The organism is Georgenia thermotolerans, from assembly GCF_009193185.1.
GTDB lineage: Bacteria > Actinomycetota > Actinomycetes > Actinomycetales > Actinomycetaceae > Georgenia > Georgenia thermotolerans.
In genome coordinates, this window is the sequence record NZ_VUKF01000001.1 from 202887 (window position 1) to 216323 (window position 13437).

Genomic DNA, 13437 nt, shown 5'->3' on the forward strand with positions numbered 1-13437 from the left:
TCGTCCCCTCGGTGCTCGGTGGTGCCGCGACGGCTCAGTGGTGCTGCGGCGACTGGGCGTTGACCTTGTTCACCGCGTGGCGGTGGTAGGTGTGCCGGAAGGAGTAGGTCAGCAGCAGGAGCAGGATGAAGATGCCGAGGGTGATCACGCCGAGCACCCAGGGCTCGACGGTCAGGGTGGGGCTGGTGGTCTGCGTCTCGGCGGCAAACCTCACGAGCGAGCTGGTCATGGGGGTCCTTTCTCCAGTCCCGGCGGTTCAGGGGCCCAGTGTGTCACGACTGCGCCCGCCGGTGCCGCCAGGGGCCCGCCGGGCGTGGTGGGCGTGACGCGTCGCCCGGGCCGTGGGCAGGATGCCACCATGACGACGGCGATCCCCCCGGCGCTCGTCGGCGTGCTGCCCCGGCTGCGCTGCCCGGTGTGCGCCGGGACGCTCCGGCTCACCGCCGACCAGGTGCGCTGCGAGCACGGCCACGCCTATGACCTCGCCCGGCAGGGCTACCTCAACCTCGTCACCGGCCGCCGCCACGTCACCGGCGACACCGCCGCGATGGTCCTCGCCCGCGAGGCGTTCCTGGCCGGCACGCACTACGCACCCGTGGCCGACGCGCTGGCGGACGCGGTGGCGCGCACGACGGCCACCGTCGGCGGGCTCGTCGCCGACCTCGCCGGCGGCACCGGCTACTACCTGGCACGGGTGCTCCAGGAGCTCCCGGGGTGGGACGGGGCCTGCCTGGACGTCTCGGTGCCCGCCCTCAAGCGCGCCGCGCGCGCCCACCCGCGCGCCGCGGCCATCGGCGCGGACCTCCTGGGGCCCCTCCCGCTGCGCGACGCCGCGGCCGACGTCGTCCTCAGCACCTTCGGGCCCCGGCCGGCGGCGGAGGTCGAGCGGGTGCTCAGCCGCCGGGGCGTGTTCGTGGTCGTGGCGCCGACGGCGGACCACCTGCGCGAGCTCGTCGGACCGCTCGGCCTCGTGAGCGTCGACGAGGCCAAGGACGAGCGCCTCGCCGCCCGGCTGGCCGGCTTCGAGCGCACCGCGGTCGAGGAGGTGGCCTACGAGCTGCGCCTGGCGCACGCCGACCTCGAGGCGCTGGTGGGCATGGGGCCCAGCGCCTTCCACGTGCCGGCCGAGGAGCGCCGCCGGCGCGTGGCCGCGCTGCCCGACCCCGCGGCGGTGACGGTGTCCGTGCGGGTCGCGACGTACCGCCCCCGCGGCGCCGGGACCTCCGGCGCCACGGTGCTGAGACCGCCGGCCGACGGCGAGGAGTAGCCGGGCCCCGGCCCGACGGCGAGGGGTCGCCGGGCCCCGGCCCGGAGGCGAGAGGTAGCCGGGCACCGGCCCGACGGCGGGGGCCGCCCGCTACCGGCCGGCGTCGTGCCCGGCGACCTCCTCGTGCACGCCGGGCAGGAACTCCTCGGGCAGCTCGCGCACCGGGACGACCACCATGTCCTGGATCTTCCAGTCCACCGCGAGGGCCTCCTCGCGGGCCTCGGCCAGGTCGGCCAGCGACGGCGCGGCGTCGCCGGCGGGCACCACGAAGGACTCGACATGGAAGACGTGGCCGAGGTCGCGCACCCGCGACCGGGCCTGCGCCACCCAGGGCAGCGCCTCGAGGCGGCGGTCGATCTCGGCCAGGAGCGGGTGGGGCTTCGCGCCGTCGTACGTCGACGCCCGGGCGTCCATGAGGGCGGCGGTGGCGACCCGGAGGTTCGTCACGCCGTCGCGCACGATGCTGGCGGAGATGAACAGGGCGGCGACGGCGTCGGCCCACCACAGCCCCACCCCGATCCCCAGGACGCCGACGACGGCGCCGCCGGCGGTCATCCAGTCGGCCTTGTTCATGTCGGCGTCGGCGAAGAGCACCCGGTCGTGCAGGGTGCGGGCGAGCGGCAGCTTGAGCCGCCCGAAGATCACCGGCGGGACGCCCGTCCACACCAGCACGATGATCATCAGCCAGCCGGACCAGACCTCGCGCCCGGCGATCTCCATGAGGCCCACGGGCGGGTGCTCGGCCTTGACCAGCAGCGTGGCGGAGTCCCACACGAGCAGGGCGCCCATGCTCAGCAGCGCCGTGGCGGCGACGAGGTGCCCCACCCCGATGGCGCGGTGGTAGCCGTAGGGGTGCTTCGGGCTCGGTGGCCGGCGGGTCACCCGAACCGCGACGAGAAGGGCGATGGGCGGGATGAAGGAGAGCATGTCCTCCGCCCACGCGGCCTTCATCGCCTGCGAGGAGCCCATCACCAGGTAGACGGGGATGACGGCGGTGACCAGGTAGGCGATCCACACCCACTCCAGCCGCACCGCCCGGCGCAGGGCCCGCTCCTGCTCGGCGGGCAGCTCGGTGTTCCCGAAGCGCGCGCTCATGCCAGGTCCTTCCCGAGGAGGAAGTGCTCGAGCTCGACGAGAAAGGCGTTCTCCCCCATCGGCGCGGCCATGACGTGCAGCTCCTTCTCCCCCTCCGGGCCGACCGCCTCGGTGTACCGGTAGGTCAGCGCCGCCTTCTCGGCCCAGGGCGAGCGGGCCGTCAGGCCGCCGACGACGAGGTCGAGCTGGCCGCGCTCGAGCCGCCCGACGAGCGCCTCCTCCCCGCCGACCGTCCACTCCACCTCGGCATCGAGGGACCGGGCGAACTCCTCCACGAGCACCGCCTCGGTGCCGGCGGGCGGGGCGTCCGCGGCGGTGACGATCGTCCACGGCGGGTTCGGCGAGACGCCCACCCGCAGGACGTCGCCGCGCACCCGCTCGAGGGTGCCGTCCGGATCGCTCGGGATGGTGGCGGAGCAGCCCGCGGCGAGCCCGGCCAGGAGCAGGCCGGCCAGCAGGCCGCGCAGCCCGCGAATCTTTCGGACCATGCCCGTGAGTTAACGACAGCCAGGACATTCCGCATCTCGAGGGGGTCGCTCCGGGCGCGCCCGGCCGCTTCCCGACGCCGCCGTGTTGCCGACCGGACGGTTCGGCAATGAGAGCACTCTCACGGCCGCCCCCACCACGGGGGCCCTTACGATCGACACGTGTCGTTAAGTCTTTCCCGAACCACCGCCGTGCCGGCTGCCCCCGCGCGCCCGGGGCTCGAGGACTCCCCGCGGAGCGAGGCGGGCGGGCCTCCCCGCGAGGCGCCGCGCGCCCCCGCGGCGGCACCGCGCCGCTTCCGTCCCGAGATCCAGGGGCTGCGCTCCCTCGCGGTCCTGATGGTCGTGACCTACCACGTCTTCCTCGACCGGGTCTCCGGCGGGGTGGACATCTTCCTCATGATCTCGGCCTTCCTCCTGACCCTGTCCTTCACGCGCAAGGTGGAGGAGGGCCGCCCGCTCGCCCTCGGCCGGCACTGGCTGCACCGGTTCAAGCGGCTCATGCCGGCCGCGGCCGTGACCATCGCCGGCACGCTGGCCGCCGCGTGGCTGTGGCTGCCGCCGTCGCGCTGGGCCGCCGTGCTCGACCAGGCCTGGGCGTCGGTGCTCTACGTGCAGAACTGGCTGCTGGCGACCACCGCGGTGGACTACTACGCCAGCGACGACTCCCTCGCCAGCCCGCTCCAGCACTTCTGGTCCCTGTCGATCCAGGGCCAGGTCTTCCTCCTGTGGCCGCTCGTGCTCGCCGGCGGCGCCTGGCTGAGCCGCCGCTGCGGCTGGCGCTACCGCGCCGTCCTCGCGGTGGCCTTCGGGCTGGTCTTCGCCGCCTCTCTCGCCTTCTCGATCTACGAGACCGCGACCAGCCAGGCATTCGCGTACTTCGACACCCGCGCCCGCCTGTGGGAGTTCGCCGCCGGCTCGCTGCTGGCCCTGGCCCTGCCGTACCTGCGCGCCCCGCGCCCGCTGGGGGTGGTGCTGGGCTGGACCGGCGTCGTCGCCATGCTCGCCTGCGGGCTGGTGCTCCCGGTGGGCCAGTCCTTCCCGGGCTCCGTGGCGCTGTGGCCCATCGGCGCGGCCGCGCTGGTCATCGTCGCCGGGCAGACCGGCTCACGCCTCGGCGCGGACCGGCTGCTCTCGACCCGCCCGCTGGTGGGGATGGGCAACGTCTCCTACGCCCTCTACCTCGTGCACTGGCCGATCCTGACCGTCTACCTCGCGGTGATCGGCGAGGCGCGGGCGTCCCTCGGGGCCGGGCTGGCCATCATCGGCGCCTCGGTGGTCGCCGCCTACCTCCTCACCCACCTCGTGGAGACCCCGCTGCGCCGGGCCGCCTGGACCGAGGCGCGCCGGTGGCGGATGGCGGCGGTCGTGGCCGCGTGCCTGGCCGTCGTGGCGGTCCCGGCGGCCGCCTGGCAGGCGGGCATCGCGCGCACCGCCCAGGCCGCCGGCGTCAGCGGGGCGGCGACCAACCCCGGCGCCCTGACGCTGCGGACCGGCGTGGCCGGCGACGCCTCGGCCCCCGTCCTGCCGCTCGCCACCCAGCTGGACCAGCAGTGGGTGAACCTGGACCACCAGTGCCAGGGCCGGTTCGCGCCGTCGGACCCGATCCTGGAGCAGTGCGAGCAGACCCAGGTCGCGGGCGAGCCGAGCAAGGTCGTCGTCGTCGTGGGCAACTCCCACGCCGAGCAGTGGATGGCCGCGCTCGAGCCCGTGGCCCGGGAGCGGAACTGGCAGCTCGTGGCCCTGCTCAAGGGCGGGTGCGCCTTCGGCGAGCCCACCGACCCCGGCCAGTCGGACTTCTGCGCCGGATGGCTCGCCGCGGCCAAGGACTACGTGCTGGGCGTCCAGCCCGACGCGGTGTTCACCGTGGCGACCGCGGCGGCGGCCAGCGCCCCGGACGAGCGGCAGGTCACCGGTTACGAGCAGGTGGTCCGGGAGCTGACCGGCCGCGGCATCGAGGTCGTCGGGGTGCGTGACAACCCCCGGTTCACCCACAACATGTACCAGTGCGTCGAGGATCGCGGCGCGGCGGCCTGCGAGGTGCCGCTCGAGCAGGCCCTCGCCCCCGCCAACCCGGCGTTGCCCCTGGCCACCATCCCGGGGCTCCACCTCGTCGACCTGACCGACCGGCTGTGCCCCGACGGCGTCTGCCGGCCCGTCATCGGCAACGTCCACGTCTATCTCGACGACAACCACCTCACCGCGGACTACTCCGCCACGCTCGCCGCGGACATGCGGGACCGGCTGCTGGCCGCCACCGGCTGGTGAGCCCGCCCGGGGGTCGGTCCCGGCCGACCCCCGGGCGGCGCCGTGGTGCGCGCCGCGCACCGAGCCGGTTCACTGGCCTCCCAGGAGGTGAGGACGATGTGCCGCTGGCTGGCCTACTCCGGCTCGCCGATCCTGGCCGAGGAGCTGCTGCTCAAGCCGACGCACTCGCTGATCGACCAGAGCCTGCACTCCAAGCTCGGGGTGGAGACCACGAACGGCGACGGGTTCGGCCTGGGCTGGTACGGCGAGGGCGAGGCCCCGGCGCTGTTCAAGAGCATCGAGCCGGCCTGGAACGACCAGAACCTGCGCGAGGTGGCCGGCCAGATCCGCACCAGCCTGTTCTTCGCCCACGTGCGCGCCTCCACCGGCACCCCGGTCCAGCGCACCAACTGCCACCCGTTCCGGTACGGCCGCTGGATGTGGATGCACAACGGCGGCATCGCCGGCTTCCGGCACCTCAAGCGCGACCTCGAGGCCGCCATCGACCCCGAGCTCTACCCGCACATCGAGGGCTCCACCGACTCCGAGGTGCTCTTCTACCTCGCGCTGACGATGGGCCTGATGGACGACCCGCCCGGGGCGGTGGAGCGGGCGGTCGGCTTCGTCGAGGACGTCGCCGCCCGCCACCGGGTGATGCACCCGGTGCAGATGACCGTCGCGACCTCCGACGGCGCGTCGGTGTGGGCCTTCCGCTACTCCAGCGTCGGGAAGTCGCGGTCGCTGTTCTACTCCGCCGAGGTGGCGACCATGCGCAAGCTGCACCCCGAGCTGCCGGTGCTGCGGCTGCTGGGCGAGGAGTCCCGCCTCATCGTTTCCGAGCCGCTGCGCGACCTGCCCGGGGCGTGGCACGCGGTGCCGGAGTCGCGCTGGGGCGTCATCCGGCCCGACGGCGACGACGAGATGCACCGCTTCCGCCCGGTCTCCGCCCCGCGGCTCCTCTGAGCGGTCACCCCAGCACCGCCCAGGCGTGCGGCGGGACCCGGACGAGCCCGTCGCCGACCGTCGCGTGCCCGGCCAGGACCGCGAGGGGCGCCGGAGCCTCGCCGTCGGCCGCCTCGTGCGCCACCTGCGCCTCGCCGTCGGCCGCCGCCTCGTACGCCACCTCCGCCTCGCCGTCGGCCAGGTTGAGGACGACGACGAGGCGGCCCGCCGCGGGCCCCTGCGGCGCAGCGACCTCGTAGGCGAGCACCTCGTTGGTCAGGCTCAGCGTGCGGGTGCGGGCCCGGTGCAGCCAGGGGTGGCGCCGGCGCAGGGCGACGAGCTCCTGGTGCAGGTGGTAGACCGGCCAGCCCTGGTCCGGCAGGTCCGCGGGGCCGGCGGGGAAGGGCTGGCGGATGGCGTCGTCGCCGCCCAGGCGCTCCTCCTTCAGACCGGTCAGGCCCTGCTCGTCGCCGTAGTACAGGCTCGGGGTGCCGCCGACGGTGAGCAGGACGACCAGCGCGTGGGGCAGGTGGCGGTGGTCGGCGAGCTGGGTGGCCAGGCGGGTGACGTCGTGGTTGCCCACGAAGGTCAGCGGCGCGAAGGTCGCGAGCATGTCGTTGTGCCGGCCCAGGGCGTGGTCGAGCTCCCACAGGTTGCGGTCGTTGAGCGAGCTCCAGATCGCCTTCCACAGCTCGTACTGGGTGACGGCGTCCATCCCGGACTCGGCCACGACGGCGGCGTAGTCGCCGTGGATGACCTCCCCCACCACGTACGCCTCGGGGAACTGCTCGCGCACGCCCGGCAGCACCTGGGCCCAGAAGGCGGGCGGGACGGCGTACGCGGCGTCGAGGCGCCAGCCGTCCGCGCCCCGGCCGAGCCAGTAGCGCATGACCTCTCCGACGAGGTCGGCCACGGCGGCGGCGTCGTGGTCGAGGGCCACCAGGCCGGCGTGCCCCTCGAACGTGGCGTAGGTGGGCTCGCCCTGCGCCGGCCAGGTGAGGTGGAAGAGCCCGCCCTCGGGCGCGTCGGGGCGGCCGAGGGCGGCCCGCACGAGCGGGTGGCGCGAGCCGAGGTGGTTGAACACCCCGTCGAGGACCACCTTGAGCCCACGGGCGTGCGCGGCGGCCACGAGGGCGTCGAAGTCGTCGAGGTCGCCCAGGCGCGGGTCGATGGTGAAGTGGTCCACGGTGTCGTAGCCGTGGCTGTAGGAGGTGAAGACCGGGCCGAGCAGCAGACCCGAGACGCCCAGGTCGACGGCGTAGTCGAGCCAGTCCACCAGGCGCGGCAGCCGGTGGGTCACCGCCTGGTCCTCGGCGAGCACCGGCTCGGCGCCGAGGAAGCCCAGCGGGTAGACCTGCCAGAAGATCGCGTGCTCGTGCCAGCTCATGGGGGCATCCTCGCGGACCGGTGCCGGGATGGGCGACCGGGGCGGCCCGCCGGCGGCGGGCCCGGGCGGCTCGGCGACTCAGGCGCGCGCCGGCTCCCACCCGATCGCCGGGGCGACGTGCCGGGCGACGGACTCGAGCAGGTGGGTGTTGTAGTCGACGCCGAGCTGGTTGGGGACGGTGAGCAGGACGGTGTCGGCCGCCCGGACGGCGGCGTCGCGGGCCAGCTCCTCGGCGATGACGTACGGCTCGCCGGTGTAGCTCTTCCCGAACCGGGCCACGACCCCCTCGAGGAAGCCGACCTGGTCCTCGTTCTCCTCGGCGCGGCCGCCGCAGTAGGCCCGGTCCTCGTCGGTGGTCAGCGGGATGACGCTGCGGCTGACCGAGACCCGCGGCTCGCGCTCGTGGCCGGCGGCGCGCCAGGCCTCGCGGTAGGCCTCGATCTGCTGGGCCTGCAGCTCGTCGAAGGGCACGCCGGTGTCCTCCGAGAGCAGGGTCGAGCTCATGAGGTTCATCCCCTGCTCGGCGGTCCACCGGGCGGTCCGCCGGGTGCCTGACCCCCACCAGATCCGCTCGCCGAGCCCCGCGGAGTGCGGCTGGATCGCCAGCCCGCCGGACGAGCCGGTCATCTGCGGATCCGCGCGTGCCACCGGCGCCCCGGCGATCGCGGCGCGGAAGATCTCCGCATGCTCCCGCGCCATGTCGGCGTCGCTTCGCCCGTGCCCGGGCACGTACCCGAAGGACTCGTAGCCGCGCAGGGCCGGCTCGGGCGAGCCGCGACTGATCCCCAGCTGCAGCCGCCCGCTGCTGATCAGGTCGGTGGCGGCGGCCTCCTCGGCCATGTACAGGGGGTTCTCGTACCGCATATCGTGGTTGCAACGCCCGTTCACGTAAGCTTGGTTGCATGGTCGAACTGGTAGCGCTGAGGAAGACGAACGAGGTGGCCGCGTACGTCCGCGCCTCCATGGACCGCAAGGGCGACCGCTGGACGGTCGATACGCAGCTGAGGAAGATCAGGGCGCTGGCCGAGGCCAAGGACTGGAACGTCGTCGAGGTCTACGAGGACAACGCGGTGTCGGCGACGAAGAAGCGCCGCGCTGGCACCCGGTGGGCCGAGATGCTGGACGACGCCCGCGCGGGCCGGTTCTCGATGGTGGTCGCCGTGGACATGGACCGGCTCCTGCGCAGCACGAAGGACCTGAACACGCTGATCGACCTCGGTCTGCGCGTCGTCACCGTGGACGGCGAGATCGATCTCTCGACGGCGGACGGCGAGTTCCGGGCGACGATGCTCGCCGCTCTCGCCCGGTTCGAGGCGCGTCGCAAGGCCGAGCGACAGATCAGGTCGAACGAGCGCCGACGTGCCGAGGGCATCCCCACGTCCGCCTGGAAGGCGTTCGGATGGTCGAGGGAGGGTGAGCTGATCGAGGAAGAGGCCGACGCGGTTCGGCGGGCCTTCGACGCGTTCCTCGGCGAGCCGTCGCTGTCGATCCGGCGCATCCGCGAGGACCTGAACAGCGCTGGTCACCTCACCGCCCGCGGCTCGGAATTCTCCGTCGATGCCGTGCGCTACCTGCTCGCGAACCCGCTTTACTGTGGCTACATCAAGCACTACGCATCCGGCGAGCTGTACCCGGTGCAGGGCGAGGCGTTCCCGCCCATCGTCAGCGAGCAGACGTGGCGGACCGCGGTGGCGAAGCTGGAGGACAACGTGCGGAGGTCGGCCAGGCAGGGCAACCAGCCGAAATACCTCCTGTCGACGATCGGGCTGTGCGGGAAGTGCGGTGCGACGCTCGTCTCGGGGACGAACAGCCGCAAGCAGCCGACGTATCGCTGCGGCGAGCAGTTCCACCTCACCCGCCAACGCGAGCCCGTCGATGCGATGGTCACCGAGGCAGTGCTCACCCGCCTGTCGTCGGTGGACGTGCACGACCTCGTGATGCCGCAGGAGGACGACGGGCCGGACCGCGAGGAGCTGCTGACCGAGCGGAACGCCCTGGTCGAGCGCGTAAAGGAGCTGAGCCCGCTGCTGCGCGACATCCATCAGCCGGTCCTGGAGATCACCGCGGCGATCAACGACGTGAAGGTCCGCATCGACGAGATCGACGCGGAGCTGCTCGACCGCTCGGTATCCGTGGCGGCGAAGCTGCTGGCAGACGTGGAGGAGGCGGTCGGCACCGCGGAGCGTCGCGAGGTTGTCGAGTCGAAGTGGAAGGCGTTGGACATAGACCGCCGCCGGATGCTCGTGGACGAGCTGGTGACTGTGACCATCGAGCCCATCGCGCCCGGTCACGTGAAGTTCGACCCCGACCTCATTCGCATAGAGCCGCGTCGCGACTGACTCATGAGTCAACTCGTCATTGCAATGGTGAGTCGACTCGTGGGAGAGTGGTTGCAGACAAGAAAATCCCACCGGGGCCGCGACTTAGAAGCGCGGGGTTCTGCTCCCGGATGAGTAGCCGGTCAAACAGCCCAACTACCGTGGCGGGGAACCGGAAGATACTCATATCTGAGGACTTCCGATGTCTGTCGTTATCGACGTTCCCCGCGCATCCGCGCTTGACTGCCCTGCTCTCGATCAGGACTCGTCTCCCGTTCCGCATGCTGATGGGCTCGATCCCGTCATCGCCGCCGCCCGCGCCGCCGGTCGCCGAGCCGGTGAGCGCCTGGCACTCACTCCGCTGACGCCGCGACAGCGCGCCGCCGTCGCCGCCGTGATGGGCGGTGGTCGCTGATGAGCGCGAACTCCGCCGCCTTCGATCACCTGACCAGCTTCCGCTGGCGACAGGGCGACCCGTCCCTCGCCGATGGCGAGGCCCAGCTCTACGACCTCGGCGTGCTCCGCTCCGTGCTGGAGGAGGCCGTCGAGATCGCCGTCGCCGACGCCCGCGCCGACGGGGTGACCTGGGCCAGGATCGGCGACGCCCTCGGCGTCACGCATCAGGCTGTCATCAAGCGCTACGGCCGGGGCGGTGGTCGCTGATGCACGCCGACGCACGCAACCTCAGCACCGCACCCGCCGACCTGACCCCGCCCGGAGGGCCTGGCCTGGTACCCGCCGAAGGCGGGCTGCCCATCGCCGTGATGACGGTCCGCAGCCGTGCTTCGCACTCCAAGAGTTTCGGGGGCCTCATTCGTTCCTACGGGCGCGGCAAGGGCTTGTCGATTGCCGCGCCTTGCAACAACGCGCCTGGTCAGAAGCCGATTCCGTCTTCGCTGCGTCGCGTCGCCTCGCGGGTTCATTTGAGGTCTCATTTGGGGGTCAATACGGGGTCATTTAGGCGCCGCACCCCCTCTGCGGCCCTCCACGCCGCCTGCGACGGGGGTGGTCGCCGTGGCTAAGCAGGAGAACAACCCGACGAGCATCGGGCTCACGCAGTACCTCGATCCGTCGTACTGGACCTGGGCTGCCGAGGACCCGAACGGGGCCGCGCTGCTCGAGCAGGGAGCCGGGGCGATCCTCGCCTACGTCGCGCAGCGGCTCGAGGCCATCGGCTGCGAGGTCATCGAGGCCTACGGAATCGTGCACGACAAGGATGAGCGCGAGGTCTGGAGCGACACGGAGAAGGCTCTGGTGGTCGAGCCGAAGCCCGATCACCTGCACGCGGTCATCAAGTTCGCCAGCCGTGCGAAGAGCGCGCCGCTGGCTCGGCTCGCGTTCGGCATCGGCGTCGAGCCCCAGTACGTCGAGAAGCCGGGCCGCGGTCGGTACGCCTTCGACAACATGCTGTCGTACCTGACTCACGTGAAGTATGCGGACAAGCATCAGTACGCGCCGTCGGAGGTCGCCACGGTGCGCGGGCCGGACTACCTCGGGATCGACGCCCAGCGCCGGGAGACCTGGCTCAAGGGGCGCGCCCACGTGAAGAAGAAGGTCGTCGCAGAGAACTTCGAGGACATGCGGGAGCGGGTGCTGCAGGGCGAAATCACGCGGGATCAGATCATGCTCACGGACGAACTGTTCGACATCTACTCGCGGCATCAGCGGGAGATCGACGACGCGCTGTCGGCCTACGGCCAGCGCCGCGCGTACCGGGCGGCCGCGAAGCTGCGCGCCGGTGCCTTCTCGACGCACGTGGTGTTCGTCCACGGGGATGCCGGGATCGGCAAGACTCGGTTCGCAACGGATTTCATCACCGAGGCGATTAGCGCGGCCAATGCACATGGCGAGCGGTGGCAGGTCTACCGTGCCGCGACGGGGAACCCATTGGATGACTGGCGGGGCGAGGAGGTGCTGCTGCTGGACGATCTGCGGGCCTCGGCGATGGACGCGAACGATTGGCTGCTGCTGCTCGATCCGTATAACGCCTCGCCTGCGAAGGCTCGGTACAAGAACAAGGGCGAGGTGGCTCCGCGCCTCATCGTGATTACGGCGACGATCGAGCCGGTCGAGTTCTTCTACTACGCCCGCCAGAAGGGCAACGTGGACGAGGCGCTGGACCAGTTCATCCGCCGCCTGGCGTCGGTCGTGAAGGTCTACCGCGCCGACGACATCAACCGCTACCTCGTGCAGCACATCGGGAAGATCGAGCCCTACGAGTGGCACCAGTGCAGCATCCCGACCGCCGCGCACACGCCCGGCATGTACGGCAACGCGTACCACCAGAACGCCGGGTCGCGGGAACTGACGTACGGTCCGGAGACCTCGGCGGAACACGACGCGGACGGTGCGGTCGCGGAGCTGCTCAGCGGGCTCGCGGTGCGAAGTCCGGACGTGCCGCTGGCGCTGATCGAAGGTGCCGCATGAGCACCGATCAGCATTCGCTCTTCCAGGGGGTCGAGGGGGCCGGAGGCCCCTCGCAAGCAGGGCTGGAGGACACGAGCGTCAGCGATGTGTCCGACAGGCCTACTGCTTGCCACTCTGGCGTACAGGTGGAGCAGCAGACCGACTCCCAGGTGAACACCGGTCGGGCTGATGCGGAGGCTGTGCGTCAGAGTCACGGCGGCGCGAAGCGTCGTCGTGGGGGCCGCGCGAAGCTCGATACCGACTTCGGGGAGGAGACGCTCGCGGCGCTTCGCACTCGTGCGAAGCGGCTCGGGCTGGCTCCGAGCACGTGGGTACGGACCGTCGTACGCGATGCCCTCCACGCCTCCCGCTCGGAGGAGTTGGACGCCGCCGTGGCGGCGCACCTGCTCGGGGTCGAGGCGCGTGTGCAGGCGTCGGCGGACGCTCGTGAGCTGGCTGCCCAGGTGCGCCCGCTGGCGATCAACGTCAACGACTTGGATCGCCGCGCGCGCGCCGGTGAGGCGGTGGCGCTGTCGTCGGAGGTGCCCGAGCTGATCGAGCTGCTGCGCGAGGTCCGCGCCTTGCTCGGGGATCGGACGGCCGCATGAGCACCACCCACTACAGCCCGAGCACCAGCGCCGCCGACACCGAGCGCTATATCCGCGGGAAGGAGGACGAGCGGGGCGTCGCGATCACGTGCGAAGTGCCGGGAGGCCCTGGCGCATTCTCGGCGCGCGCACGGGCGCTCACGCAGAACACCACGCGCGAGGTCGAGGCGCTGCATTACCGGCAGTCTTTCAGCGACGAGGAGTTCGACCCGAAGAACCCGGAGCACGTGCAGCGGGTGAACGATCTCGGCTATCAGCTCGCGAAGAGGATGCACCCCGACTCGGACTGCCTCGTGGTCAGTCACGTGGATGGCCGGGGCAGAAAGCCGCATAACCACATCTTGGTCATCAATCACAGCAACCGGACCGGAAAGGCGCTCTCGGACTACCGGACGTTCCACGATCGCAAGGCCGGGAACCAGCGGGGCGTGCAGTCGGCGAACGACGAGCTGATGCGAGAGCACGGGCTCTCGGTCGTGAAGCGGCTGGAGCACGCGCCGAAGGACTGGGAGCTGCGCCGCGAGGACTTCGCGGAGGGCGGGCTCGACCGCGAGATGGGTGACCGGATGAGCGCCGCACTGGCCGACCCCCGCGTGGTGGACAAGGCCGGTCTCGAAGCGGTGATCGAGGAGCAGAACCAGCAGCTCGACGACGCCGGGGAACGTGTGCCGAGGATGCGGCT

At 72.0% G+C, this 13437-nt stretch carries 12 protein-coding genes and 2 pseudogenes; 9 read left to right on the forward strand and 5 right to left on the reverse strand.

The genetic code is table 11. The features are described 5' to 3' along the window. Positions 1-34: 34 nt before the first annotated feature. Entirely contained in the window at positions 35-229 is a 195-nt protein-coding gene (locus tag GD970_RS00965) for a hypothetical protein (RefSeq protein WP_152199682.1), read from the reverse strand. Positions 230-358: 129 nt separating this feature from the next. Here GD970_RS00965 and GD970_RS00970 point away from each other — a divergent pair, with 129 nt between their 5' ends. Continuing rightward, positions 359-1267: a putative RNA methyltransferase gene (locus tag GD970_RS00970; protein WP_152199685.1), complete on the forward strand. Its 909-nt coding sequence runs from the start codon at positions 359-361 to the stop codon at positions 1265-1267. A gap of 90 nt (positions 1268-1357) precedes the next feature. Here the strand turns inward: GD970_RS00970 and GD970_RS00975 are convergent, their stop codons facing one another. Both GD970_RS00975 and GD970_RS00980 read right to left on the reverse strand, forming a co-directional pair. Then, positions 1358-2362, reverse strand: coding sequence for a cation transporter (locus tag GD970_RS00975; RefSeq protein ID WP_152199687.1), 1005 nt, complete (start codon positions 2360-2362; stop codon positions 1358-1360). Further along, positions 2359-2850 (reverse strand): transporter substrate-binding domain-containing protein, encoded by a 492-nt coding sequence (locus tag GD970_RS00980; RefSeq protein ID WP_152199689.1) that lies wholly within the window; start codon positions 2848-2850, stop codon positions 2359-2361. Before GD970_RS00980 ends, GD970_RS00975 begins: the two co-directional genes overlap by 4 nt. A gap of 159 nt (positions 2851-3009) precedes the next feature. Here GD970_RS00980 and GD970_RS00985 point away from each other — a divergent pair, with 159 nt between their 5' ends. Both GD970_RS00985 and GD970_RS00990 read left to right on the forward strand, forming a co-directional pair. Continuing rightward, positions 3010-5115, forward strand: coding sequence for an acyltransferase family protein (locus GD970_RS00985; RefSeq protein WP_226925036.1), 2106 nt, complete (start codon positions 3010-3012; stop codon positions 5113-5115). A 96-nt stretch (positions 5116-5211) separates the two neighbouring features. After that, complete coding sequence (locus GD970_RS00990; RefSeq protein WP_152199692.1) at positions 5212-6057, forward strand: class II glutamine amidotransferase; 846 nt, start codon at positions 5212-5214, stop codon at positions 6055-6057. Between the two features lie 4 nt (positions 6058-6061). On the opposite strand, the gene GD970_RS00995 is transcribed toward GD970_RS00990, so the two are convergent. Beyond that, a complete protein-coding gene (locus tag GD970_RS00995) occupies positions 6062-7423 on the reverse strand; it encodes an alpha-amylase family protein (RefSeq protein ID WP_152199694.1) in 1362 nt (453 codons plus the stop codon). Between the two features lie 78 nt (positions 7424-7501). Continuing rightward, positions 7502-8290 (reverse strand): annotated as a pseudogene (locus tag GD970_RS01000) (LLM class flavin-dependent oxidoreductase); the annotation flags it as partial. Between the two features lie 35 nt (positions 8291-8325). Between GD970_RS01000 and GD970_RS01005 the strand changes: the two are divergent. The 6 genes and pseudogenes from GD970_RS01005 to GD970_RS22560 form a co-directional block, all read left to right on the forward strand. After that, positions 8326-9762 (forward strand): recombinase family protein, encoded by a 1437-nt coding sequence (locus GD970_RS01005; protein WP_006358979.1) that lies wholly within the window; start codon positions 8326-8328, stop codon positions 9760-9762. A 181-nt stretch (positions 9763-9943) separates the two neighbouring features. Beyond that, positions 9944-10156 (forward strand): hypothetical protein, encoded by a 213-nt coding sequence (locus GD970_RS22555; RefSeq protein WP_006215449.1) that lies wholly within the window; start codon positions 9944-9946, stop codon positions 10154-10156. Then, entirely contained in the window at positions 10156-10404 is a 249-nt protein-coding gene (locus GD970_RS01015) for a hypothetical protein (protein WP_006215448.1), read from the forward strand. The genes GD970_RS22555 and GD970_RS01015 overlap by 1 nt, the downstream gene beginning before the upstream one ends. Positions 10405-10746: 342 nt before the next feature. Beyond that, complete coding sequence (locus GD970_RS01025; RefSeq protein ID WP_040340996.1) at positions 10747-12168, forward strand: Rep family protein; 1422 nt, start codon at positions 10747-10749, stop codon at positions 12166-12168. Continuing rightward, entirely contained in the window at positions 12165-12755 is a 591-nt protein-coding gene (locus tag GD970_RS01030; RefSeq protein ID WP_006358982.1) for a hypothetical protein, read from the forward strand. Before GD970_RS01025 ends, GD970_RS01030 begins: the two co-directional genes overlap by 4 nt. Beyond that, positions 12752-13213: pseudogene (locus GD970_RS22560) on the forward strand (relaxase/mobilization nuclease domain-containing protein); the annotation flags it as partial. The gene GD970_RS01030 and the pseudogene GD970_RS22560, both read left to right, overlap by 4 nt. Between the last annotated feature and the right edge of the window lie 224 nt (positions 13214-13437).

Excerpts from the sequence above, each read along its gene's own strand:
- GD970_RS22555 (WP_006215449.1), top strand. The coding sequence starts at position 9,944 with ATGTCTGTCGTTATCGACGTTCCCCGCGCATCCGCGCTTGACTGCCCT.
- GD970_RS01030 (WP_006358982.1), top strand. The coding sequence starts at position 12,165 with ATGAGCACCGATCAGCATTCGCTCTTCCAGGGGGTCGAGGGGGCCGGA.
- GD970_RS01005 (WP_006358979.1), top strand. The coding sequence starts at position 8,326 with ATGGTCGAACTGGTAGCGCTGAGGAAGACGAACGAGGTGGCCGCGTAC.
- GD970_RS00975 (WP_152199687.1), bottom strand. The coding sequence starts at position 2,362 with ATGAGCGCGCGCTTCGGGAACACCGAGCTGCCCGCCGAGCAGGAGCGG.
- GD970_RS00965 (WP_152199682.1), bottom strand. The coding sequence starts at position 229 with ATGACCAGCTCGCTCGTGAGGTTTGCCGCCGAGACGCAGACCACCAGC.
- GD970_RS01015 (WP_006215448.1), top strand. The coding sequence starts at position 10,156 with ATGAGCGCGAACTCCGCCGCCTTCGATCACCTGACCAGCTTCCGCTGG.
- GD970_RS00970 (WP_152199685.1), top strand. The coding sequence starts at position 359 with ATGACGACGGCGATCCCCCCGGCGCTCGTCGGCGTGCTGCCCCGGCTG.
- GD970_RS00980 (WP_152199689.1), bottom strand. The coding sequence starts at position 2,850 with ATGGTCCGAAAGATTCGCGGGCTGCGCGGCCTGCTGGCCGGCCTGCTC.
- GD970_RS00990 (WP_152199692.1), top strand. The coding sequence starts at position 5,212 with ATGTGCCGCTGGCTGGCCTACTCCGGCTCGCCGATCCTGGCCGAGGAG.
- GD970_RS00995 (WP_152199694.1), bottom strand. The coding sequence starts at position 7,423 with ATGAGCTGGCACGAGCACGCGATCTTCTGGCAGGTCTACCCGCTGGGC.